Source organism: Pseudomonas sp. LAMO17WK12:I1 (assembly GCF_900177315.1).
Classification (GTDB): Bacteria; Pseudomonadota; Gammaproteobacteria; order Pseudomonadales; family Pseudomonadaceae; genus Aquipseudomonas; species Aquipseudomonas marginalis.
The window spans coordinates 146797-169457 of sequence record NZ_FWZV01000004.1; the positions used below are offsets into that span (position 1 = coordinate 146797).

Below are 22661 nucleotides of genomic sequence, written 5' to 3' on the forward strand. Positions count from 1 at the left end.
GACCTATGGCGATAAAAAAGCGCCCCTTGAGAGAAGGGGCGCCCCAGGCATTATTTGCCGCTGTACAGGTTCAGATCGCCAAAGTGTTTCTTCTGGATGGTGGCGTAGGTGCCATCATCGTGTAACGCTTTGATACCTTTATCCAAAAGGGCCTTCAGTTCAGTGTTACCTTTTTTGATACCGATGGCGGTTTTCGATGGCAGCAATGGGTCATCGATGGCGGCGCTGACTTCATAGCCGGCACCGGCCGGAGACTTCAGGAAGCCCAGTTCGGCCTGCAGCATGTCCTGCACGGAAGCGTCGAGACGACCGGAAGTCAGGTCGGCGTAAACCTGGTCCTGGTTGGCGTAGGCCTTGGTGGTCACACCGGCTTTATCCAGTACCGCCTTGGCGTAGGCTTCCTGGATGGTGCCTTGCTCGTAGCCCACGGATTTGCCCTTGAGGGACTCTGGGGTCGAGTACCCCGCGCCTTTCTTGAACACCAGCGAGGTCGGGCCGGAGAACAGCTCGCTGGAGAAATCGATGGCCTTCTCGCGCACCGGGGTCACGGTCATGGACGAAATCACTCCGTCGAACTTGTTGGCTTTGAGGCCTGGAATCATGCCGTCAAAGTCACTCTCGACCCACTTGCACTTCACTTTCAGTTCGGCGCAGATCGCATTGCCCAGGTCGATATCGAAGCCTACCAGGCTGCCATCGGCCGCCTTGGATTCGAACGGTGCGTAGGACGGATCGACACCAAAACGCAGTTCCTTGTATTCCTTGGCCAGCGCGGTACCGGCGGCCATGCACAGAGCCAGTGCAGAAAGGGTCAGCAATGCTTTTTTCATTATTTAATCCCTGGAAACCAAGATAAGCGCTTGTGGCGCGTTTAGGACTGTTACTGAACGGTGTCAGACGGATCACGAGTAGCAATTTCTGCACCATAGTTCCGAATGAGCGTTTTAAAAGGTGGGACAAGGGAGTCATGAGTGTAGGAGATGCCCGAAAATGGGCATTGAAAATCGAGCGCACTATTTCGGAACATTTGGAGATCCGATTGTGGGAGGGGCGGTGTTCTGGGTCAGGCCAGTAAGTCCTGCAGGGTGGCAAGGCTATCCGCCTCATCCACTGCCTTGTCCTGGCGCCAACGCAACATCCGCGGAAAGCGCACCGCAATCCCGCTCTTGTGCCGCTTGGAAAGGGCAATGCCTTCAAACCCCAGCTCGAACACCATGCTGGGCGTCACGCTGCTGACCGGGCCGAACTTCTCCACGGTGGTCTTGCGCACGATGGCGTCGACCTTGCGCATTTCTTCGTCGGTCAGTCCTGAGTAGGCCTTGGCGAAGGGCACCAGCGTGCGTTCACTGCCGGGCGGGCCATCCCATACGGCGAAGGTGTAGTCGCTGTAGAGGCTGGCGCGCCGGCCATGGCCGCGTTGGGCGTAGATCAACACCGCATCGACACTGAAGGGGTCGACTTTCCACTTCCACCAAAGGCCCATGTCCTTGGTGCGGCCCACGCCGTACAGGCCGTCGCGAGCCTTGAGCATCATGCCCTCCACGCCGAGGCTGCGGGAGGCTTCGCGTTGCAGTGCGAGGTCCTGCCATGTGGCGCCCGTCAGCAGGGGCGAGGGCTGCAACACGGGTTGGTTGCACTGGGCAATCACCTGTTCCAGTTGGGCGCGACGTTCGGCCTGGGGGTGGTTGCGCCAGTCGTTGCCCTGATGTTCCAGCAGGTCATAGGCGAGGAGCGCAACCGGGGCATCGTCGAGCACTTTTTTGCTCAGGGTCTTGCGACCGATGCGCTGCTGCAGAAGGGCAAAGGGTTGTACCGAGTCCTTCCACACCACGATCTCGCCGTCGATCACCGTGCCATCAGGCAGGCCACTGACCAGGCTGTGCAGTTCGGGGAAGCGCTCGGTCACCAGCTCTTCGCCCCGCGACCAGATCCACAGCCGGCCTTCGCGCTTGACCAGCTGCGCGCGAATGCCGTCCCACTTCCATTCCACCTGCCAGTCGGCGGGGGAACCGAGCAAGGCGTCGAATTGCTCCACCGGTTGCGCCAGCCCGTGGGCGAGAAAAAACGGATAGGGCTGTCCGCCCCGTTGTGCATGCTCGTCGGATGATTCGGCGGCGATCAGCTTGAGGTAGCCTTCGGCTGTCGGTCGGTTGGATAAATCGGTGTAGCCCACCAATCGCTGCGCGACGCGCTTGCTGTCGAGGTCGGCCATGGCCGCGAGCGCACGGGTGACCAGCAATTTGGACACGCCGACGCGAAAGCTGCCGGTGATCAACTTGATGCACACCATCAGGCTCGGCTGGTCCAGTTGCGCCCATAACGCCGGTAACCGTTCGGCCAGGTCCAGGGGCGACAGGCCACGCAGCGGCAGGAGTTTTTCTTCCAGCCATATGGAGAGGCCGTCCTCGGAGGTGTAGGTGGATTCCGGTAGGAGCAGGGAAATCGTCTCGGCCAGGTCGCCTACCGATTGGTAGCTCTCTTCGAACAGCCACGGCTCGATGCCGGATGCTTCGGTGGCCATGTCCCGCAGCAGACGCGTCGGTACCAATTGCCGCGGTCGTCCGCCGGACAGGAAATACACCGCCCACGCAGCGTCTTCAGGCGGCGCTTGCAGGAAGTAGGCTTGCAGGGCCGCGAGCTTGGCATTGCTGGAGGTGGTGGCATCGAGGTTGGCGTACAGCTCGGCGAAGGCTTTCATGCCGTGGCCTCCTCTTCGTCATCGCCGTATTCGGTAGTGAAGCCCTGGGCATCCAGGCCTTTTTCCCGCAGGTGGCGTACCAATACGCCGACGGAGCCGTGGGTGACCATCACCCGTTCGGCGCCGGTTTGTTCGATCGCCCACAGCAGCCCGGGCCAGTCGGCGTGGTCCGACAGCACGAACCCTCGGTCCACCCCGCGCCGCCGCCGGGTACCGCGCAGGCGCATCCAGCCGCTGGCGAAGGCATCGCTGTAGTCGCCGAAGCGCTTGATCCAACTGCTGCCACCGGCGGAAGGCGGCGCGATGATCAGGGCCTGGCGCAGCAATGGGTCGGTCTTTTTGAATTCGCCGGCGTAGAGGGTTTCGGGAATATAAATGCCGGCCTCGCGGTACACCCGGTTCAGCGGCTCGACCGCGCCATGGCTGAGGATCGGCCCGATGCTGGCGTCGATGCCATGCAGGATGCGCTGGGCTTTGCCGAAGGAATAACAGAACAACACACTGGCTTTGCCGGCGGCAATATTGCCCGTCCACCAATCGTTGATCCCGGCGAAGATCTGCGCCTGGGGCTGCCAACGGTAGATCGGCAGGCCAAAGGTGGATTCGGTGATGAAGGTATGGCAACGCACCGGTTCGAAGGGCGCGCAGGTGCCGTCCGGTTCCACTTTGTAGTCGCCGGACGCCACCCAGACTTCGCCTTGGTACTCGAGGCGCACCTGGGCCGAGCCAAGTACATGCCCGGCCGGATGGAAGCTCAGGGTCACGCCGTGGTGGACGAGTTTTTCGCCATAGGCCAGGGTTTGCAGGTTGATGTCCTGGCCCAGGCGCGAGCGCAGGATGCCTTCGCCAGGGGCGGCGGCCAGGTAGTGTTGATTGCCCGTGCGGGCGTGGTCGCCGTGGGCGTGGGTGATGACGGAGCGTTCCACGGGACGCCAGGGATCGATGTAGAAATCTCCGGCGGGGCAGTAGAGGCCTTCGGGCCGGGCGATGACAAGGTCCATGGGGTGACCGGGGCGATGGGCTTATCAGGTATGAGGCGGGGGCGAGCGCAGAAGTTCTATCTGAATGCATGCAGTCCAAATGTGGGAGGGGGCTTGCCCCCGATAGCAGTGGTTCAGTCAAAACATCGGTGACTGATACACCGCTATCGGGGGCAAGCCCCCTCCCACATTTGGATCCGGTTTCACCAGGTTGAAGTCAGGTCACTTGCCTGGGGTCAGGGTCAACCTGGCCTTCCCATATACTTTCTCGAAGTTCTGCGGCTGCATCGGGAAGCTCAGGTATTGCGCCTTGAGCGACGGGTCGATGCCATTGGCGTAGTTCGGGCTGGCCGGGTTGCCGGACTGGCCGATGCCACCCTGGCCCATCATCGGCTCCAGCTGGCCGAAGTCGACGATCATGCGCAGCGCCGGCACCTGGGTGGTGGTGAAATCCTGGCCCCAGCTGTATGGCGCCGGGTTCAAGGTGTTGTGGTCGCCACCGGACGCCAGCGGGCCGCGAATCACTTGGCCGCTGGTGTTTTTCCAGGTGGTGCTGTGCAGCTTGCCCCACTGCCAGGCCTTGTGGTCAGCACCCAGTTGGCTCTCGCCGGCGGTGATCGCGGCGGCCAGGCTGCGGGCGAGGATGGCGGGTTTGTCTTCTTTTTGCGCGGTGCGCACGTCGTCCCAGAACGGGCTGTCTTCGCGGCCCAGCAGGTGGTCGGCCTGGGCGGCATAGGACAGGTTGGCGTTGCTGACAAAGGCTTTCCAGCTGGCACTGTTTTCCGGCCCCAGTTCGTCGAGGAAGATCTGCCGGGTGCTTTCCTGCAGGAACAGTTCGTAGAGCGCCGCGTCGGCGGACGTCGATACCAGGCGACCATCGAACGCCATCAGGCGCTTCAGTGCTTCCCGCGCCTTGGCCTGCTCGGGGGCTGGCAGCGCATCAATCGCCTGCTTCAAGGGCTGGGCCATGCCCGGCGCCTGGAACATGGTCTTGAGCTTGGCGGCAAAGGTGGTGGTCTGGTCGTATTGCATGGCGATCATGCTGCGGCTGTCGTGCTTGCCCGCATTGGCCAGTTGCGCCAGGCGCTCGCTGCGCTCCGGCGCATCCCAGGAGTTGGACAGCTGCATGCCGTAGCCGCGCGGCGCGGTGCGTTGGTTGGCGGTGCCGATCCAGCCTTGGGCCGGGTCCTGGTCATAGGGGTGCAGCATCGCGTCGGCGTAACCGTCCCAGTCAAAGCGCGTATCCCAGCCGGGCGAGGGCAGCAGGCCTTCGCCTTCGCGGCGGTTGGGGAAGCGGCCGGTGACCTGCCAGCCAATGCTGCCGGCGTCAGCGAAGACCATGTTCAAGGCAATGGCGCGAATGTTGCGGGTTGCGTCCGAGGCCTTGCCGGCGTTTTGCGCGCGGGACAGGTCGAAGAATGCGTCGAGGCTCTTGTCATCCTTGAAGTCGGCGGTTTGCAGGGCCAGGCCAAAACCGCTGGTCAGGGCCTGGCTGCTGTTGAGCAGGGCACCGTGGCGGGTTTCGTACACCACTTCGCGAATCGAGCGTTGACCCTTGACGAAGAAAGTTTCATTACGCACCGCTGCCGGCAGCCATTTTCCGTTGTTCTCGTAGTACAGCGCGCTGCCCTGGCGTTTGACCTTCTCCAGGAACAGGTCCTGGGTATCGCCCTTGACCGTGCTCATGCTCCATGCCACGTTGCCGTTGAAACCGGACAACAGGGTCGGCAGGCCGGCAATCGAGGCGCCGACGGCCTGGTATTTCGGTGCGCGAATCTGCACGTAGTTCCACGGTGACGGCGCCTGCGGCTGGGCGGCGAGGTCGCCTGCCAGCAGGCTCTTGCCGCTGCGGCTGCGTTGCGGGCCGATGGCCCAGTTGCTCGACGTGGTAACCGCCAGCGAGTTGAGGCTGCTCAATTGCTGGCTGACCGCGTCCAGCCCGGCCAGGCCGGTGATCTGGCTGAGGTTCACGCCCTTGAGTTTCTCGGCCTCGGCCAGGGGGATCGGCTCATCCGGCGCGCTCGGTGTCAGCCAGGCGAGTTTGTCCACGCCGACCTTTTGCGCCAGCAGCAACGACGCCAGCTCTTCCTGCAGGTTGGCCGACTCGCTGAAATTCAGCAGGCAGAACAGCAGCGCCGAATCCTCCGGCCTCCAGTACTCAGGCTTGTAGCCGGTCTGGGCCAGGTCCGGCGGCAGCTTGTCGCGGTAGCGGAACAGGTAGGCGTTGACGCCACGGGCATACACTTCGAAGAAGCGCTTGAGACGCGGAGACGAGGCGTTGTACAGCTCGCCGGCGCTTTTTTTCAGGTTGACCGCGCGCATGAAGCGGTCCACATCCAGCACCTCAGGCCCGGACATTTCCGCCAAACGGCCCTGGGCCAGCAGGCGCAGGCTGACCATCTGGGTGATACGGTCACTGGCGTGTACGTAACCGAGGCTGAACAGCGCGTCGTGGAAAGTGTTGCTTTCGATCAGCGGCATGCCCTGGGCGTTGCGGCGTATCGAAACATTCTGTGCGAGGCCCTTGATCGGCTGTACGCCGGCCACTGGCGGCAGGGTCTCCTGGGTGCTCTGGAGCTGGCAACCGGCCAGGCTTAATGCACTGGCCACTGCCGCGGCAACGCCGAACCGGGGAAGAAAATGTGAGAGGGCTGGCGAGGCCATGGCAAAGCTCCTGCGGGGGGTAGCGTCAGTAAAGGCGCTACGTTAGTGAGCGCGGTGAAACGACGCAAGCAGGAGTTTGGGTAAAGCGTTAGATCTTGAGTCGCACCGCCCCTCCCACCTGTTGACCGCGCACGACTTCAGGTCAGGATTCAGGCGGATTGACCTTTTGGACTAATTCATACGCCCGAACCGTCGCTGGCCGTTCCTTGATGCTATTGAACCAGCGATGAACGTGTGGGAAATCTTCCAGGCGCTGGCTCTGCCACTTGTGGGAAACGATCCACGGATAGATCGCCATATCGGCAATGCTGTAGTCCTCACCCGCCACGAACGCACGGTCCGCCAGACGTCGGTCCAGCACACCGTATAGACGGGCGGTTTCATCTACGTAGCGCTTGATCGCGTAGGGGATTTTCTCCGGTGCGAACTGGCTGAAATGATGGTTCTGACCCGCCATCGGCCCGAGCCCGCCCATTTGCCAGAACAACCATTGCAGCGCTTCCTGGCGACCGCGCAGGTCTTTTGGAATGAATTGACCGGTTTTTTCCGCGAGGTACAGCAGGATCGCGCCGGATTCAAACAGCGAGATCGGCGCGCCGCCGTCGCTCGGGTTCTGATCGACGATGGCCGGGATGCGGTTGTTGGGGGCAATCTTCAGGAAGTCCGGCTTGAACTGGTCGCCCTGGCCGATGTTGATCGGGTGCACGTTGTAGGGCAGACCGGCTTCTTCCAGGAACAGCGATACTTTGTGACCGTTGGGGGTGGTCCAGTAATACAGGTCGATCATGAAGCTCTCCAAAAGTGGTGATGCTTGAGCGAATGCCTGTAGGTATAGGTAAAGGTGGGAGGGTGGAAATTCAATCAAACATTTGCGTCTACCCTTAGACGCTTTCGATTTGGAATGCGATGCAGCTGTGGAAGGGAGCGAACTCCCTCACACACACGTGGGCCCTCAGCGCGATTTACGCGCCGTGGCACTTCTTGAATTTTTTCTCACTGCCGCACGGGCAAGGATCGTTGCGGCCAACGTCCTTCAAAGCATTGCGCACCGGCTCCTGGTGAGCGTGGCCGCAGTTCGGGCCGTGGACATGGCCGTGGTCGTGATCATGGTGATCATGATCATGGTTGCAGTCAGGACCATGGACATGGGGTTGCTGAGTCATCGATGTCGCTCCGGAATAAAATCGCCGGGGATTATCTCGCCATTGTGGTTCACCTGCACGTCATAACCGATGAATAATCCGGTTTTCAGTTCACCCTCCAGACGATACGGCACAGGCTGGTCGGGTTTTTTCAGCATCTGCACCACGTCGCGGATCTGCGGCCAGAGGTTGGTGCGCACCGACACCTTGAAAAATGCATGGCCCTTGGGCGGTACCGTCAGCCATTCATTGGACTCGCCTTCGGTGAGCACAAAGTCATCCAGGGTGACCTTGTAGATCAGCCCACGCACGGTCAGGTCCGAGTCGTCGCGGTTATCCACGCGAAAGTACAGCTTGAATTTCTGCTCCAGCAGCTTGGCCCGCACCACTTCGACTTTCACCAGGGAAACGTGGGGCGGGGGCGAATCGTCTTCGAACCAGGAGGCGCAACCGGTCAGGCCGAAGGTTAACGCCAGCATCAAGCTGTAGATCCGAAGCATGGCGTGAGTCCTATGGTGGTTAGAGATAGCTGGAACAACACTTCTTGAATTTTTGCCCACTGCCGCACAGGCACGCATCGTTGCGTCCGGTTTTCACTTCCACCGTGGGGTCGATGAAGTACCAGCGCCCTTCATTCTGTACGAAAGAAGACTGCTCGCGGTGGCTATGTTCTCCGGTGCTGTCATGCCAGCGTGCGGTGAAGGTCACGAAGGCGTGTTCCGGCTGGCCGCCGAACACTTCGGAGCTTTCAACCTCCAGGCCGAGCCAGGTGCTCTGGGCGCTCCAGGCGCCGATGGCCTCACGGTCCAGGCCAGCCTGTTGCGCGGGCAAAGTGGTGGCGACCAGATAGTCCACCAGGCCCAGCACATAGGCGCTGTAGCGTGAACGCATCAGGGCGCTGGCGCAGGGTGCCGGGTGCCCGGCGTGATAATGGCCGCAGCAGGCATCCAGCAGGTTGCCACTGCCGCAGGGGCAAATGGATGTACTCATTAATTACCACCAATACTTTCCGAAGTTTTCCGGGTTGGCCCAGAAACGGGCGTTGAGCCAGTCCGGCACCTGTTTATAGTCAAGCAGATCGTAGGTAAACAGCGTCAGCACCTGCTCATCGCGCTGGAAACGCTCGCCGGCCTGCAGCGCCAGGGAGAAGAAGTCGGTTTCCTTCCAGCCGCAGGCGCCCAGGTCCACCAGCACCGCAATGCGGCTGGCGTTGAGGTTGCGGATGCCGCCGAGCAAGGTCAGGCCTTGGGGTTTTGGCAGGTGCTCGAGGCAATCGACCACCAGCGCCAGGTCAAACCGTTGGGCCGCCAGTGCTTGCGGCAATGGCCCTGGCGCGGCGCAGAACACCTGGGTGTCAGGGTGTGCGTCCTTAAAGGCGTCCAGCGCCGGGAACTGGCTGGCACCCAACAGCAACAGGCGTTTGGGCTGGTGCAGATCGAGCAAGGCGGCCAGCGCTTGCTGGGGAGTACGGGCAGAAATACCAGCGGTCATCAGAGATCCTCACATCAGGACCCTAGAGACTAGCGCGGCTGAGCGTGCGGGCCTAGAGCGGGTGGCTGCGAAAAGTCCTACGTGGGCGACGATCCCCAATGAATACGGGGGGCTTGGCGTAGTGGCGCAGTTGAAAAGAGCGGTCTTTACTCCACCCATCGGCCCCCGCCGATCCCCTCAGGAGAAAGTCAGATGAGCATCATGCGGACAGCTCTACCCTTGGTTCTGCTAACCGGAGTATTGACAGGTTGCGCAGGCTTGCAAAAAACCGATTGGCCTACCTGTGCCGCTGTCGGCGGTGTGACCGGTGCAGCGATCGGTGCGACTGAAAGCTCGGCCTACGCAGGCTATGGCGCGTTGCTGGTCGGCGGCATGGCCGGCGCCTATTGCTGGGTGCACGGCGATGGCGACGAAGATGGCGATGGCGTGCCGGACAGCCGCGACAAGTGCCCGGGCACCCCGAAAGGCGTGCAGGTTGACGCCAATGGTTGCCCACCGGCACCGCCGGCGGCGGTGGTCGAGGAGGTGGTCGTGGTCAAGGAAGAAACCATCGTGATCCGCGATGTGCACTTCCAGTTCGACTCGGCCAAGTTGACGGCGGCGGATAAAACCAAACTTGACACCATTGCCACGCGCCTGAAACAGGAAGCCCCGAGCGCCCAGCTACGGGTCAGTGGTCACACCGACAGCGTCGGTAAAGACGCCTACAACCAGAAACTCTCGGAAAAACGTGCCCATTCGGTCACCGATTACCTGATCGGCGCCGGGGTGCCCCGCAGTGCCTTTGTATCTGTCACCGGGGCGGGCGAAAGCCATCCGGTCGCCGACAACAAGACCGCTGAAGGCCGCGCCCTGAACCGCCGCACGGAAATCCAGATCAACCGCTGACAGCCCTTGCCCCTGTGGGATCCACAGGGGCATTGCCGGCCACCCTCGCTTGAACCGCTCCCTCTCAAGTTTTTTGAACCTTCACTGGCAAATCGCCTGTAGAAGTCGTTACTGTGCGTCCAAAGAAAAATTTGAAAACATTCAGGAGCCCCATGATGCGTAAGGTTTTTCTGTTGGCCCTGTTGGTCAGCCCCGTTGCCCTGGCCCAGAGCGTCAGTGTCGAAACCAACTCATTGATGCGCCTTCCCTCCAGCACCAGCGTGTTGCAACTGGAACGCCTGGACGTGGCGGACTACGGCACGTTGCTGATTCCAGCCACCATCAGCCAAGTCACGGTGGATGAACTGCACCTGGGCCGCGACGCACGCATCGCAATTGTTCCTGGCAATACGGCGCTGCAATTGCAGGTGCGGCATGCGCAACTTGAGCAGGGCAGCCAGATCACCTCGCGCGGTGCTCCCGGCACCCATGAAAAACCGGCCAAGGCCGGGCGTGACCTGACCTTGCGCATCAACTCGCTGACGGCTGAAGAACTCTCGGTGGATGCCCGTGGCGGCGCCGGTGCCCAAGGGTATGCCGGGCTGGATGGCGCCAATGGCGTGGATCCTGGGTGCACCTGGGGCTCGGCGGGGCGCGGTTTCAATGGCGATAACGGCGGCGATGGCCTGCCGGGTGGGGCGGGTGCACAGGTGCGCGTGGAGTTGCCGAAGGACTTCCCGGCTGAACACATCAAGGTCTGGGTGGATGGCGGTGCTGGAGGTTTGGCCGGCACGGCCGGCAAACCGGGCAAAGGCGGGGAGTCCAAAGGCTGCCTGGTGTACCGCGCCGATGGTGGCGAGAAGGGCCGGCCAGGGTTGGAAGGGCAGCCGGGGCCATCTGGGCCTGCGGGTACCGTGACTATTCAGCGGCTCTAAGTTCTAAAGAGCTGCAAGCTTCGAGCTTGCAGCTTGTGACTGTACTCAGAACATCGGCCGAGCCGATGCAATCGCCACCACCACCAACCCCACGATCAGGTTGATCCCCACCAGCTTGCGAATCTGCCCCAGTGCAGCCGCACCCGCCGGCCAATCCTCAGCCGCCACCGCCGCCTTCAGTTGCGGAAACTTCAGCGCCTGGATACGGATAAACAACGCCGTCATCACCAGATACAAACCCATCATCACCTGCACATAGCGCGGTGCGCTTTCAAACCCGCTGAAGCGCAGGTGCAGCAGGCCGACGCCGCTGATCGGCAAAACCAGCACTGCCACCCATACCCACACGAAAAAACGTTGAAACACATTGGCCCACAGCTTGAGTCGGGCAGGGCCCTCAAGGGCCGCCACAGCGGCTGGGCGCAGGATCATCCAGGCGAAAAACATGCCGCCGACCCAGATCAGGGCGGCCAATACATGCAGGGTGTAAACGAGGCTAAACGCGGTCATTGTGGTACTCCGTTCTGCGCGGGATTAATTAGCGGGGTATGATAGCGGCCGATCCGAACCACTGAAAATTTATCCAGCGTTTTTTGCGCCCGACTATCCATGATCAGCACTGAACTCAAAACCACGATCCAGGGCGCCTACACGCGTTTTCTCGAAGCCAAGAGCTTGAAACCGCGCTACGGCCAACGCCTGATGATCGCCGAAGTGGCCAAGGTCCTCGGGGATATCGACACCGATGACGAAGGCCGCCGCGAAGGTGAGCCCGCCGTCGTGGCCGTCGAAGCCGGTACCGGTACCGGCAAGACCGTGGCCTACAGCCTGGCTGCGATCCCGACCGCCAAGGCCGCCGGCAAGCGCCTGGTGATCGCCACTGCCACCGTCGCCCTGCAGGAGCAGATCGTCTACAAAGACCTGCCCGACCTGATGCGCAACAGCGGCCTGAACTTCACCTTCGCCCTGGCCAAGGGCCGTGGCCGCTACATGTGCCTGTCCAAGCTCGACGTGCTGCTGCAGGAAGGCCACGCGCAAACCGCCACGGCGTCGCTGTTCGAGGAAGAAGGCTTCAAGATCGAGGTGGATGAGGTCAGCCAGAAGCTGTTTACCAGCATGATCGAAAAACTGGCCGGCAATAAATGGGACGGCGACCGCGACAGCTGGCCCACCGCCCTCGAAGATGCCGACTGGGCACGCCTGACCACCGACCACAGCCAGTGCACCAACCGCCATTGCCCCAACTTCGGCCAGTGCGCCTTCTACAAGGCTCGCGAAGGCATGGGCAAGGTCGACGTGATCGTTACCAACCACGATATGGTCCTGGCCGACCTGGCCCTGGGCGGCGGTGCCGTGTTGCCGGACCCGCGTGACACCCTTTACGTGTTCGACGAAGGCCATCACCTGCCCGACAAGGCTATCGGCCACTTCGCCCACTACACGCGCCTGCGTTCCACCGCCGACTGGCTGGAAACCACCGCGAAGAACCTGACCAAATTGCTCGCCCAGCACCCGCTGCCCGGCGATCTGGGCAAGTTGATCGAGCAGGTGCCGGAGCTGGCGCGGGAGATCAAGACCCAGCAACAGTTCATGTTCAGCGCCTGCGAGCAGGTGGCCGACTTCAAGCCCGGTGAAGATGTGGAAGGCCGTGAGCGCCCGCGCCACCGCTTTGTCGGTGGGATGATCCCCGAGCATATGCGCGAAATGGGCATCGAACTGAAGAAAGGCTTTTCCCGTCTTACCGACCTGTTCACCCGCCTGACTGACTTGCTCAAGGAAGGCATGGACGGTGAGGTCAACATCGGCATCGCCAGCAACCAGGCCGAGGAATGGTATCCGCTGTTCGGCAGCCTGTTGTCCCGTTCCCAGGGCAACTGGGAGCTGTGGACGGCCTTTACCGTCGAAGACCCCGAAGACAACCCGCCCATGGCCCGCTGGCTGACCCTGTCGGAAAGCGGTGCGTTGTTTGATATCGAGGTCAACGCCAGCCCGATCCTCGCCGCCGAGATGCTGCGCCGCAACCTGTGGAACGTGGCGTACGGCTGCCTGGTGACCTCGGCCACGCTGACTGCCCTGGGCACCTTCGACCGCTTCCGCATGCGCGCGGGGCTGCCGAAAAAGGCCGTCACGGCGGTGGTGCCAAGCCCGTTCCATCATGCCGACGCCGGTGTACTGCGGGTGCCCGATCTCAAGGCCGACCCACGGGATGCACCGGCGCACACCGCGGCGATCATTCGCGACCTGCCCTCCCTGGTGGAAGGTTCGCGCGGCACCCTGGTGTTGTTCTCGTCGCGCAAGCAGATGCAGGACGTGTTCGACGGCCTCGACCGCGACTGGCGCAAGCAGGTGTTTATCCAGGGCAACCTGTCCAAGCAGGAAACCCTGAACAAGCACAAGGCGCGGGTCGATGGCGGGGATTCCAGCGTGCTGTTCGGCCTGGCGAGTTTTGCCGAAGGCGTGGACTTGCCCGGTGCCTACTGCGAACACGTGGTGATCGCCAAGATCCCGTTCTCGGTGCCGGATGATCCGGTCGAGGCCGCATTGGCCGAATGGATCGAAGCGCGGGGCGGTAACCCGTTCATGGAGATCTCGGTGCCGGATGCTTCCTTGAAGCTGGTGCAGGCCTGCGGTCGCTTGCTGCGTACCGAGGAAGACCGGGGCACCATCACCTTGCTCGACCGCCGCCTGGTGACCCAGCGCTACGGCAAGGCGATCCTGAATGCGTTGCCGCCGTTCCGGCGCGAAATTTCTTAAGCCATCGTGGGCGAATTCGCCCACTTCGTGGTCTATCTCACTGCTATCGATTTATGTCATCAGGCTATTTACCGGCCGTTTGGGAGAACCTTGTTCGTATGATTCGCACGCTGCCCGCCCTTTTTGCCCTGCTGTTCACTGCGCCCTTGATGGCCGCGCCCGCGGGGCAACAGACATTGTTCAACTTCGTCCGGCCTGCCGATGTGGTCAAGGTGGCGACCCAGGACGCCAGCCTGCCGCAATACAACGCCGAACAAACCCCCGAAGGCGAGGTGTTGCGTCGCATCACCTTCAACCCGGCCGCCGAGCCGAGCCTGGTGCTCAGCCCACAGGCCGGTGCCTGGGACTGGTCGCAGTCCGGCGCCATGAGCCTGCGTATCCAGAGTGCCATGGACTGGGCGCTGACCCTCTACGTCAAGGTGCAGAGCAGCGATGGCAAGACCCTGGTCAGCCGCATCGACCTGCCGGCCGGCCCCGCCCAGACCTTGCTGGTCCCGCTGCAAGCCAGCTCGCCGTTGAGCCAGGGCATGAAGGCCGGCCCGCCGATGCCGATCACCGTGGATGGCCAGCGCGTGTTGCTGGCCAGCAGTGCTGGCGAGATCGACCGTAGCCAGGTGGTCTCGGTGACCCTGTCGATGATCAAGCCCAACGCCGCGCAAAGCATCCTGCTGGAGCGCTTTGGTGTGCAGGACAGTGAGCCGGTGCTGAAGGCGGCCTACAGCGAACTGGTGGATACCTATGGTCAGTCCACCCGTGCGCGCTGGCCGGAAAAGGTCAGCAGCGACGAACAGCTCAAGGCGGCTGCGGCAAAGGAACAAACCCAACTGCAGGGCTGGCTGGCCGCGCGTGATAAATCCGCATTGGACACGTTCGGCGGCTGGAACAAAGGGCCGGCGTTCAAGGCCAGTGGCTTTTTCCGCACCGAAAAGCGCGACGGTCGCTGGTACCTGGTGACTCCGGAAGGCCATCCGTTCTATTCCCTGGGTGTCAATACCGTGGCCCCGGACAACAGCCAGACCTACGTGGCCGGTCGTGAGTGGATGTTCGCGGCGCTGCCAAAGGCCGGCGAACCCTTCGACAAGTACTACGGCAGCGGCGATAACCGCACCGGCAATGGTGCGGGCGAAGGTCGTGGCTTCGCTGCCGGGCGTTGGTACGATTTCTACGGCGCCAACCTGCAGCGCACTTATGGCGGCGAAGGGTTCGACCAGAAACGCTGGGTGACCCATACCCTCGATCGCCTGCAAGCCTGGGGTTTCAACACCGTCGGCAACTGGAGCGACGGCGCGTTGGCCACTGCCGATCGAGTGCCGTACACCTTGCCGCTGTCGATCGTCGGCGACTACGCCAGCATCAGCACCGGCACCGACTGGTGGGGCGGCATGCCCGATCCGTTCGATCCGCGTTTCGCCATGGCGACCGAGCGCGCGGTGGCCATTGCCGCCCGCGACCACCGCGACGACCCCTGGCTGATCGGCTTCTTTGCCGACAACGAACTGGCCTGGGCCGGCCCCGGCGATGATCCGAAATCCCGCTACGCCCTGGCCTACGGCACCTTGCGCATGACCACCGACGTACCGGCCAAGCGCGCGTTTCTCAAGCAATTGCGTGACAAGTACCGCAACGAGCAAGGCCTGTCGAAAGCCTGGGGCATCGAGTTGGCGGGGTGGGAGCTGATGGAAGATCCGGGCTTCGAACCGCCGATGCCCAACCCTGAACACCCGGAAATCGAAGCTGACTTCAAATACTTCCAGAAGACCTTCGCCGATGCCTACTTCAAGACCATCTCCGACTCGCTGAAATGGCACGCCCCCAACCAACTGCTGCTGGGCGGGCGTTATGCGGTGAGTACGCCGGAGGCCGTGGCGTCGTGCGCGCAGTATTGCGATGTGCTGAGTTTCAACATGTACACGCTCAAACCCCAGGACGGCTATGACTTTGCCGCGCTTCGTGCACTGGACAAGCCGGTGTTGATCACTGAATTCAACTTCGGCTCTGCGGACCGTGGCCCGTTCTGGGGCGGCGTGACCCAGTTGGCCAGGGAAGAAGAGCGTGGCGTGGCATATGCCAACTTCCTCAAGCAAGCCATGGCCGAGCCGTCCATTGTCGGTGTGCATTGGTTCCAGTACCTGGACCAGCCGGTGACCGGCCGGTTGCTGGACGGTGAAAACGGCCACTTCGGCCTGGTGGGTATCACTGACGTACCGTTCCAGGGGTTTGTCGACAGTGTGCGTAAAAGCAACCTGGCGGCGGTGGATCAACTGGGCAAGGAAGCGGAAAAGGCCAAGGCCGCCAGCACGGTTCATGAAAGCGAAGGCAGCAAACCTGGACGTGAGGGCAAAGGCCCGGGGCAGGGCGCCGGACACGCCGGTGGGCATTCGGGAAATGGTCATTGATTCATTGTTGACGGGTTCACAAATCCCACAATGGCTGGAACAATGTCGGCCACTTTTTACGGTGTTTTCCTAGGGGGCTTAGGTGCAGGTTCAGGGTCATTACGAGCTCCAGTTCGAAGCGGTGCGTGAAGGGTTCGCCGCGTTGTTCGATGACCCGCAGGAGCGTGGCGCCGGGCTCTGCATCCAGATCGGCGGCGAAACCGTCGTTGACCTGTGGGCCGGTACCGCCGACAAGGACGGTACCGAGGCCTGGCACAGCGACACCATCGTTAACCTGTTTTCCTGCACCAAGACCTTCACCGCTGTCACGGCCCTGCAACTGGTGGCCGAGGGCAAGTTGCAATTGGACGCGCCAGTGGCCAGGTACTGGCCTGAGTTCGCTGCTGCCGGCAAGGAAAACATTACGCTGCGCCAGTTGCTCTGCCATCAGGCCGGGTTGCCGGCCATCCGCGAGATGCTGCCCACCGAAGCCTTGTACGACTGGCAATTGATGGTCGACACCCTGGCAGCCGAAGCCCCCTGGTGGACGCCGGGCCAGGGCCATGGCTACGAGGCGATCACCTACGGTTGGCTGGTCGGCGAATTGCTGCGCCGCGCCGATGGGCGTGGGCCGGGTGAGTCCATTGTGGCGCGGGTGGCACGGCCGCTGGGGCTGGACTTCCACGTGGGCCTGGCCGACGAAGAGTTTTATCGTGTTGCACATATAGCGCGCAGCAAAGGCAATATGGGCGATGAAGCCGCGCAGCGTTTACTGCAAGTAATGATGCGCGAGCCCACCGCGATGACGACGCGGGCATTTGCCAACCCACCGTCTATTCTCACCAGTACTAATAAACCTGAATGGCGACGCATGCAGCAGCCGGCGGCAAATGGTCACGGTAATGCGCGTAGTCTGGCGGGTTTTTATAGTGGTTTGTTGGACGGTAGTTTGCTGGAAGCCGACATGCTCGAAGAATTGACCCGTGAACACAGTATCGGGCCGGATAAAACATTATTGACACAAACCCGCTTCGGGCTGGGCTGCATGTTGGATCAACCACAGTTGCCCAATGCTACATTTGGCCTTGGCGCCCGTGCGTTCGGGCATCCAGGCGCCGGCGGCTCGGTGGGTTTTGCCGATCCTGAGCATGATGTAGCGTTTGGTTTCGTGACTAATACATTGGGGCCTTATGTACTTATGGACCCGCGGGCACAGAAGTTGGTCGGAATATTGGCCGGTTGTCTGTAAACCCCTTGCTGTTTCACATTTTTTTGTTACAAAGGCAACTATAAGAAGGCGCTGAACGAAATGATGTAACTTTAATGTTCTGTAAGCGTCTGTTTAACGGGTCATCGAGACCCCCGTTTCTTTTCTCATTTTGTGGATATCTCATGTTATCGAACAAGTCCTTGGCACTGGCGCTTTGCCTCACTATTACCGGTTGCGCACAAACTCCACAAAATGATGCCGAGGGTGGGCATTGGTGGTCATTTGGATCGGATAAGGCCACGACCAAGGACGCAGTGACCCAAACCGACGCCAAGCCGGATGCCAAGCCCGCTGCCGGCGCCAAGCCTGCCGCACCTGTAGCCGCTGCTGCTGCGCCTGTCGCCTCCGCGCCAGCGCCGGCCGCCAAGGCTGACACCGGTTCCAGCTGGTGGCCGTTCTCCTCCAAGAGCGCCGACGAGAAGGCCGCTGATGCCAAGGCTGACCTGAAAGCCGACCTCAAGGCCGCGACCCCGGCTCCAGACGCCGCGCCTGCCGTCGCCAAGACCGACAGCGAAACCCACTGGTGGTGGCCGTTCGAAAGCAAACCCAAGCCATTGGCCAAGGTCGACGTGACCAATGTGCCGATGCCTGACCCGAAAATCACCCAGGCCTGGTTGGACGACTATGAGCCGCGCCTGCGCGCCGCCATCAAGGACAGCAACCTGCAGCTGGAACGTCGCGATAACGTACTCGTGGTGATTGCTCCGGTAGACGGCTCCTACAACCCGAAACGCCCGGCGATGCTGCTGCCGGTTACCCTGGGGCCGTTCACTCGCGTCGCCAAGGCGGTTGAAGCCGATCCAAAAACCGCTGTGCTGGTGCTGGGCCACGTGGATGCCACCGGTACCGCGCCTGCCAGCCAGGCGTTGACCAAGGAGCGTGCGCAGTCCATCGCCTCGATCTTCAGCCTCAGCGGCCTGAAACAGGACCGCCTGATGCTGCGTGGCATGGGTGACCTGATGCCACGTGCCGCCAACGACAGCACCCAGGGCCGCGCGCTGAACCGCCGCATGGAAATCATGTTCACCCAGCGCACGACCATGCTGGCGCTGTTGAGCAAGTATCAATCGGGCAAGACCCCGCCTGTAGCCGAAATGGTTGCGGTGCAGAACGTTCCAGCCCCGGCCCCGGCCGCCAAGACCCCGGCTAAAAAGGCACCCGCAGCTAAAAAGGCGGCTGCCAAGCCCGCGGCTAAAAAAGCCCCGGCCAAGCCCGCTGCGAAGAAACCGGCCCCGGCCAAAGCCAAGGCTGCTGCACCGGCTGCGAATGACCAGGCGAAAAACTGATCCGCTGAACCACAAGGATAAAGCCGCATGACCCAGGCACTGGCCGATATGCGCCGTGACTACACACGGGACGGTTTGAGCGAGGCCCAGGCCCCGAACGAGCCGTTTGCGTTGTTCCACCAGTGGTTTGCCGATGCGGTGAAAACCGAGCAGCCACCGGTGGAAGCCAATGCCATGACCCTGGCTACGGTCGACCAGGACGGTCGCCCGCACTGCCGCATCCTGCTGCTCAAGGGCCTGGATGCGCAGGGCTTTACCTTCTTCACCAACTATCAGAGCGCCAAGGGCGAACAGCTCGCGGCGCGGCCGTTTGCGGCCATGACGTTCTTCTGGCCGACCCTGGAGCGCCAGGTGCGTATTGAAGGGCGGGTGGTCAAGGTCACGCCTGAGGAGTCCGACGCTTATTATCAGGTCCGCCCCCTGGGCAGTCGTTTAGGCGCCTGGGCCTCCCCGCAGAGCCAGGTCATTCGTGACCGTGAAGAACTGCAGGACCTGCTCAAGGCCACCGAACAGCGTTTCAGCGATACCCAGCCCGACTGCCCCGAGCATTGGGGTGGCTATCGCCTGCTGCCGGAGCGCATCGAGTTCTGGCAAGGCCGCGCCAGCCGCCTGCATGACCGCCTGAACTACCGCCTGCAAGGGACCGAATGGACCCGCGAGCGCCTGGCGCCCTGAGCGGCACCTTTCGTCACCCCACTGGAATGATATCGATCACACCGAAGTCTCTGTTGAAGAGGCTTCGGCTGTGTAGTGCTGTGCGGCGTTCTTCAGCCACTGCGGCAACTCGCTTCGCTTGATCTTCGAGATCCGTGCCTGCTCCAGTTGTTGCAGCATAAAGGCACGCTTGTGCAGGTCGTCGCCTGCGAGGGACAGTGCCAGGTCGCGGTCTATCCAGCGTCTGATCCGCAGGTACAGCCAGCCGTGGAAGTACAGGCCGGCGACGGTAGTGACTACAATGATGAAATAGTCCATGAAGTTCCTGGTTACGATGAGAGTGCTACCGTTGGTCGGTATTTTGGCTACGGGCAGTCTGTACTGAGGCTGAATGAAAGCAATTTCCTGCCGGGCTTGTCGTGACAGGCGTCAAGCTGCAGCGTCTAATGAATACCTGTCCTTTGGAGTTGATGCTATGCGTAAGTCCGTTTTACTGGTTGCCTGCTTTACCACGCTGTCGTTGCTGCTGGGTGGCTGCGCCTCGAGTCTGACCGGCGACTCGTACTCCCGTGACGAAGCGCGTCGTGTACAGACCGTTCGCATGGGCACCATTGAATCCCTGCGTCCGGTAAAAATCGAAGGCACCAAGACCCCAATCGGCGGCGCTGCCGGCGCGGTCATCGGTGGCGTTGGCGGCAGCGCCATCGGCGGTGGCCGTGGCAGTATCGTGACTGCCGTGATAGGCGCCGTTGCCGGCGGCCTGCTGGGCTCGGCTACCGAAGAAGGCCTGACCCGCACCCAGGGCGTGGAAATCACCGTTCGCGAAGACGACGGCAGCATGCGTGCCTACGTGCAAGCCGTGCAGGAAAATGAAATCTTCCGCATCGGTGATCGCGTCCGCATCATGACCGTTGATGGCACCAGCCGCGTTACTCGCTGACCGGTAAGCCGCAGGCAAAAGAAAAACCCCAACCGGGTGACCGGTTGGGGTTTTTTATGGGCTGCGTTTCAGTCGGCTCAGGCTTTTTTGCGACTCGCTATCGCCGTCACCCCATACCCAATACACGCTGCGAGTATCGACCCGGTCAGGATCCCCATTCGATCCTCCCCGGCAAACTCACTGGCACCCGGCACAAACGCCAGGGAGCCGACGAACAGGCTCATGGTGAAGCCGATGCCACACAGGATCGCCACGCCGAAGACCTGGCCCCAGTTGGCGCCGCTGGGCAGCGCGGCAAGGCCGGTCTTGATGGCCAGCCAGGTGAGGCCGAACACGCCGACGGTCTTGCCGATCAGCAGGCCGGCGGCAATGCCCATGGGCACGTGGTGGGTGAAGCTTTCCAGGCTGACCCCGGTGAGTGACACCCCGGCGTTGGCGAAGGCGAACAGCGGCAGGATGCCGTAGGCCACCCACGGATGCAGGGCGTGTTCCAGCGTCAGCAGCGGCGAGGGCTCGGCATTCCTGGTGCGCATCGGGATGCAGAACGCCAGGGTCACGCCGGCCAGGGTGGCGTGCACGCCGCTCTTGAGTACGCACACCCACAGGATCAGGCCGATGATCAGGTAGGGACCGAGCTTGATCACGCCCAGGCGGTTCATTGCAATCAAGGCGACCAGGCAGGCGCCCGCGCCGGCCAGGGCTGCACCGGACAGGTCGGCGGAATAGAACACGGCAATAACAATGATCGCGCCCAGGTCGTCGATGATGGCCAGGGTCATCAGGAACAGCTTCAACGATACCGGCACCCGTTTGCCCAGCAATGCCAGGACGCCCAACGCGAAGGCGATGTCGGTGGCCATCGGGATTGCCCAGCCGGAGAGGGCGGCGGGGTAGTCCTTGTTGATTGCCCAGTAGATCAGCGCCGGCACCACCATGCCGCCGATGGCGGCTGCGCCGGGCAGCACCACTTGCGAAGGCTTGGACAGGTGGCCGTCAAGCAGCTCGCGCTTGACCTCCAGGCCGATCAGCAGGAAGAACAGGGCCATCAGGCCATCGTTGATCCACAGCAGCGCGGGCTTGGCGATTTGCAGTGCGCCAATCTGGGCCACCACCGGCACGTCGAGAAACGCGCCATACAGGTGCGACAACGGAGAGTTGTTGATGATCAGCGCCAAGGCGGCAGCGGCGATCAACAACAGGCCGCTGGCGGCTTCCAGCTGGAAGAAACGGGTAAAAGTGCTACGCAGAGGCAAGGGATGCTCTCCAATCCAGGTTCAATAGGTGGGTACCCTAACCCGTACCGTTAGTTGTTAAAACAAAAGTTATATTCTTATTTGTTATAAGGGATGGGGTAGGGTGGCGTAGCGCCAAAGCCTAGCAATTGTGTGTCCAATTGAGTCGTCACTGTATCTGTGTGCAGTGTAGGAAACATCCTAAGATCGGTGCTGAAATCCTTAGAGTTCTTCCTTATGAGCGACCACCGTCCCTGGGCCCGCGAAGCCATTCGCATCATCGAAGCGGACTTCCAACGCAGTGCTGACACGCATCTGATTCCGTTACCGCTGCCGGGCCTGCCGGGCATCGAATTGTACTTCAAGGATGAATCCAGCCACCCCACCGGCAGCCTGAAGCATCGGCTGGCCCGTTCGCTGTTCTTGTACGCGCTGTGCAATGGCTGGCTCAAGCCGGGCGCACCGGTCATTGAAGCATCCAGCGGCTCGACGGCGATTTCCGAAGCGTATTTTGCCCGGCTGCTCGGGGTGCCGTTCATTGCGGTGATGCCCGCCACGACATCCCAGGAAAAGATCGCGCAGATTGCCTTCTACGGCGGCAAAAGCCATCTGGTACAGGATCCCACGCAGATCTACGCCGAGTCCGAACGCCTGGCCCAGGAAAGCGGCGGTCATTTCATGGATCAGTTCACTTATGCCGAGCGTGCCACCGACTGGCGGGCGAACAACAACATCGCCGAGTCGATCTTCCAGCAGATGCGCTTTGAGCGGCACCCGGAACCGAGCTGGTTGATTTCCAGCCCCGGTACCGGCGGCACCACTGCCACGCTGGGTCGCTATGTGCGTTATCGCCAGCACTGTACCCGCGTGTTGTGTGCCGACGCCGAGCGCTCGGTGTTTTTCGATTTCTACCAGAGCGGTGACGCCAGCCTGCGTCTGGACTGTGGTTCGCGGATCGAAGGCATTGGCCGGCCACGGGTCGAGGCGTCGTTTCTGCCTAAGGTGATTGATGCGATGGTCAAGGTGCCGGATGCGCTGTCGCTGGCGGCCATGCATTACCTGGCTGAGCGCCTGGGGCGGCGAGTCGGCGGTTCCAGCGGGACTAACCTGATTGGCGCATTAATGGCGGCGCAGCAGATGAAAGCGGCAGGGGAGTCAGGTTCGATCGTGGCGATCTTGTGTGATGGGGGCGAGCGGTATGCCACCACCTATTACGACCAGGCGTGGTTGGCGGGGCAGGGCTATGCGCTCGAGGGGTTGATCGCGGCCGTGGCCGCCAGTGTGGAGCAGGGTGAACCATTGCCCGCCAGCATCCTGCGCGCGAATATCTGACCCGATGCAAACCAAATGAGGGAGGGGGCAAGCCGCCTCCC

General features: G+C 61.8%; 21 protein-coding genes. 9 read left to right on the forward strand and 12 right to left on the reverse strand.

Annotation, left to right across the window (positions count from 1 at the left end):
• Window positions 1-50: 50 nt before the first annotated feature.
• The 9 genes from B9N88_RS08350 to B9N88_RS08390 all read right to left on the reverse strand — a co-directional run bounded on the left by B9N88_RS08350 (window position 51) and on the right by B9N88_RS08390 (window position 8975).
• Window positions 51-830, reverse strand: a complete 780-nt coding sequence (locus tag B9N88_RS08350) for a transporter substrate-binding domain-containing protein (RefSeq protein WP_027604451.1) — start codon at window positions 828-830, stop codon at window positions 51-53.
• A gap of 233 nt (window positions 831-1063) precedes the next feature.
• Window positions 1064-2698 carry an ATP-dependent DNA ligase gene (locus tag B9N88_RS08355; protein ID WP_027604450.1) on the reverse strand — a complete coding sequence of 545 codons (1635 nt, stop codon included), beginning with the start codon at window positions 2696-2698 and terminating at the stop codon, window positions 1064-1066.
• Window positions 2695-3699, reverse strand: coding sequence for a ligase-associated DNA damage response exonuclease (locus tag B9N88_RS08360; protein ID WP_027604449.1), 1005 nt, complete (start codon window positions 3697-3699; stop codon window positions 2695-2697). The genes B9N88_RS08355 and B9N88_RS08360 overlap by 4 nt, the downstream gene beginning before the upstream one ends.
• Before the next feature lie 201 nt (window positions 3700-3900).
• Window positions 3901-6342 (reverse strand): penicillin acylase family protein, encoded by a 2442-nt coding sequence (locus tag B9N88_RS08365; protein WP_027604448.1) that lies wholly within the window; start codon window positions 6340-6342, stop codon window positions 3901-3903.
• 142 nt (window positions 6343-6484) lie between these two features.
• Window positions 6485-7129, reverse strand: coding sequence for a glutathione S-transferase N-terminal domain-containing protein (locus tag B9N88_RS08370; protein WP_027604447.1), 645 nt, complete (start codon window positions 7127-7129; stop codon window positions 6485-6487).
• A gap of 175 nt (window positions 7130-7304) precedes the next feature.
• A complete protein-coding gene (locus B9N88_RS08375; protein ID WP_003189235.1) occupies window positions 7305-7505 on the reverse strand; it encodes an SEC-C metal-binding domain-containing protein in 201 nt (66 codons plus the stop codon).
• Window positions 7502-7984, reverse strand: a complete 483-nt coding sequence (locus tag B9N88_RS08380; RefSeq protein WP_027604446.1) for an LEA/WHy family protein — start codon at window positions 7982-7984, stop codon at window positions 7502-7504. Before B9N88_RS08380 ends, B9N88_RS08375 begins: the two co-directional genes overlap by 4 nt.
• A gap of 19 nt (window positions 7985-8003) precedes the next feature.
• Complete coding sequence (locus tag B9N88_RS08385) at window positions 8004-8474, reverse strand: YchJ family protein (protein WP_027604445.1); 471 nt, start codon at window positions 8472-8474, stop codon at window positions 8004-8006.
• A gap of 3 nt (window positions 8475-8477) precedes the next feature.
• Window positions 8478-8975, reverse strand: coding sequence for a DUF6231 family protein (locus B9N88_RS08390; protein ID WP_027604444.1), 498 nt, complete (start codon window positions 8973-8975; stop codon window positions 8478-8480).
• 192 nt (window positions 8976-9167) lie between these two features.
• On the opposite strand from B9N88_RS08390, the gene B9N88_RS08395 reads away from it, so the two are divergent.
• Both B9N88_RS08395 and B9N88_RS08400 read left to right on the forward strand, forming a co-directional pair.
• Window positions 9168-9863 carry a PA1041 family peptidoglycan-binding anchor lipoprotein gene (locus B9N88_RS08395; RefSeq protein WP_027604443.1) on the forward strand — a complete coding sequence of 232 codons (696 nt, stop codon included), beginning with the start codon at window positions 9168-9170 and terminating at the stop codon, window positions 9861-9863.
• A gap of 155 nt (window positions 9864-10018) precedes the next feature.
• Window positions 10019-10777, forward strand: coding sequence for a hypothetical protein (locus B9N88_RS08400; RefSeq protein WP_027604442.1), 759 nt, complete (start codon window positions 10019-10021; stop codon window positions 10775-10777).
• A 45-nt stretch (window positions 10778-10822) separates the two neighbouring features.
• Here B9N88_RS08400 and B9N88_RS08405 read toward each other — a convergent pair whose 3' ends face one another.
• A complete protein-coding gene (locus B9N88_RS08405) occupies window positions 10823-11287 on the reverse strand; it encodes a CopD family protein (RefSeq protein WP_027604441.1) in 465 nt (154 codons plus the stop codon).
• 99 nt (window positions 11288-11386) lie between these two features.
• Between B9N88_RS08405 and dinG the strand changes: the two genes are divergently transcribed.
• The 5 genes from dinG (at window position 11387) to pdxH (ending at window position 19137) form a co-directional block, all read left to right on the forward strand.
• Entirely contained in the window at window positions 11387-13531 is a 2145-nt protein-coding gene (gene dinG, locus B9N88_RS08410) for an ATP-dependent DNA helicase DinG (protein WP_027604440.1), read from the forward strand.
• A 98-nt stretch (window positions 13532-13629) separates the two neighbouring features.
• The gene (locus B9N88_RS08415) at window positions 13630-15927 is read left to right on the forward strand and encodes a beta-galactosidase (protein ID WP_027604439.1); all 2298 of its coding nucleotides are present in this window, start codon (window positions 13630-13632) and stop codon (window positions 15925-15927) included.
• An 82-nt stretch (window positions 15928-16009) separates the two neighbouring features.
• Window positions 16010-17155 carry an EstA family serine hydrolase gene (locus B9N88_RS08420; protein WP_027604438.1) on the forward strand — a complete coding sequence of 382 codons (1146 nt, stop codon included), beginning with the start codon at window positions 16010-16012 and terminating at the stop codon, window positions 17153-17155.
• 143 nt (window positions 17156-17298) lie between these two features.
• Window positions 17299-18462: an OmpA family protein gene (locus B9N88_RS08425; protein ID WP_027604437.1), complete on the forward strand. Its 1164-nt coding sequence runs from the start codon at window positions 17299-17301 to the stop codon at window positions 18460-18462.
• 27 nt (window positions 18463-18489) lie between these two features.
• Entirely contained in the window at window positions 18490-19137 is a 648-nt protein-coding gene (gene pdxH / locus B9N88_RS08430; protein ID WP_027604436.1) for a pyridoxamine 5'-phosphate oxidase, read from the forward strand.
• Between the two features lie 36 nt (window positions 19138-19173).
• On the opposite strand, the gene B9N88_RS08435 is transcribed toward pdxH, so the two are convergent.
• Window positions 19174-19434 carry a hypothetical protein gene (locus B9N88_RS08435; RefSeq protein WP_027604435.1) on the reverse strand — a complete coding sequence of 87 codons (261 nt, stop codon included), beginning with the start codon at window positions 19432-19434 and terminating at the stop codon, window positions 19174-19176.
• Window positions 19435-19591: 157 nt separating this feature from the next.
• On the opposite strand from B9N88_RS08435, the gene B9N88_RS08440 reads away from it, so the two are divergent.
• Window positions 19592-20056, forward strand: a complete 465-nt coding sequence (locus tag B9N88_RS08440; RefSeq protein ID WP_003189251.1) for an outer membrane lipoprotein — start codon at window positions 19592-19594, stop codon at window positions 20054-20056.
• A 77-nt stretch (window positions 20057-20133) separates the two neighbouring features.
• Here B9N88_RS08440 and nhaA read toward each other — a convergent pair whose 3' ends face one another.
• Window positions 20134-21309, reverse strand: a complete 1176-nt coding sequence (gene nhaA, locus B9N88_RS08445) for a Na+/H+ antiporter NhaA (protein WP_027604434.1) — start codon at window positions 21307-21309, stop codon at window positions 20134-20136.
• Between the two features lie 216 nt (window positions 21310-21525).
• Between nhaA and B9N88_RS08450 the strand changes: the two genes are divergently transcribed.
• Window positions 21526-22620 carry a PLP-dependent cysteine synthase family protein gene (locus tag B9N88_RS08450; protein WP_027604433.1) on the forward strand — a complete coding sequence of 365 codons (1095 nt, stop codon included), beginning with the start codon at window positions 21526-21528 and terminating at the stop codon, window positions 22618-22620.
• The last annotated feature ends 41 nt before the right edge of the window (window positions 22621-22661 follow it).

Bases quoted from the DNA above. Each gene is read 5' to 3' on its own strand.
- B9N88_RS08375 (WP_003189235.1), bottom strand. From the start codon at position 7,505: ATGACTCAGCAACCCCATGTCCATGGTCCTGACTGCAACCATGATCAT.
- B9N88_RS08350 (WP_027604451.1), bottom strand. From the start codon at position 830: ATGAAAAAAGCATTGCTGACCCTTTCTGCACTGGCTCTGTGCATGGCC.
- dinG (WP_027604440.1), top strand. From the start codon at position 11,387: ATGATCAGCACTGAACTCAAAACCACGATCCAGGGCGCCTACACGCGT.
- B9N88_RS08365 (WP_027604448.1), bottom strand. From the start codon at position 6,342: ATGGCCTCGCCAGCCCTCTCACATTTTCTTCCCCGGTTCGGCGTTGCC.
- B9N88_RS08370 (WP_027604447.1), bottom strand. From the start codon at position 7,129: ATGATCGACCTGTATTACTGGACCACCCCCAACGGTCACAAAGTATCG.
- B9N88_RS08400 (WP_027604442.1), top strand. From the start codon at position 10,019: ATGCGTAAGGTTTTTCTGTTGGCCCTGTTGGTCAGCCCCGTTGCCCTG.
- B9N88_RS08425 (WP_027604437.1), top strand. From the start codon at position 17,299: ATGTTATCGAACAAGTCCTTGGCACTGGCGCTTTGCCTCACTATTACC.
- B9N88_RS08360 (WP_027604449.1), bottom strand. From the start codon at position 3,699: ATGGACCTTGTCATCGCCCGGCCCGAAGGCCTCTACTGCCCCGCCGGA.
- B9N88_RS08415 (WP_027604439.1), top strand. From the start codon at position 13,630: ATGATTCGCACGCTGCCCGCCCTTTTTGCCCTGCTGTTCACTGCGCCC.
- pdxH (WP_027604436.1), top strand. From the start codon at position 18,490: ATGACCCAGGCACTGGCCGATATGCGCCGTGACTACACACGGGACGGT.
- B9N88_RS08450 (WP_027604433.1), top strand. From the start codon at position 21,526: ATGAGCGACCACCGTCCCTGGGCCCGCGAAGCCATTCGCATCATCGAA.
- B9N88_RS08395 (WP_027604443.1), top strand. From the start codon at position 9,168: ATGAGCATCATGCGGACAGCTCTACCCTTGGTTCTGCTAACCGGAGTA.
- B9N88_RS08380 (WP_027604446.1), bottom strand. From the start codon at position 7,984: ATGCTTCGGATCTACAGCTTGATGCTGGCGTTAACCTTCGGCCTGACC.
- B9N88_RS08435 (WP_027604435.1), bottom strand. From the start codon at position 19,434: ATGGACTATTTCATCATTGTAGTCACTACCGTCGCCGGCCTGTACTTC.
- B9N88_RS08385 (WP_027604445.1), bottom strand. From the start codon at position 8,474: ATGAGTACATCCATTTGCCCCTGCGGCAGTGGCAACCTGCTGGATGCC.
- B9N88_RS08440 (WP_003189251.1), top strand. From the start codon at position 19,592: ATGCGTAAGTCCGTTTTACTGGTTGCCTGCTTTACCACGCTGTCGTTG.
- B9N88_RS08390 (WP_027604444.1), bottom strand. From the start codon at position 8,975: ATGACCGCTGGTATTTCTGCCCGTACTCCCCAGCAAGCGCTGGCCGCC.
- B9N88_RS08355 (WP_027604450.1), bottom strand. From the start codon at position 2,698: ATGAAAGCCTTCGCCGAGCTGTACGCCAACCTCGATGCCACCACCTCC.
- B9N88_RS08405 (WP_027604441.1), bottom strand. From the start codon at position 11,287: ATGACCGCGTTTAGCCTCGTTTACACCCTGCATGTATTGGCCGCCCTG.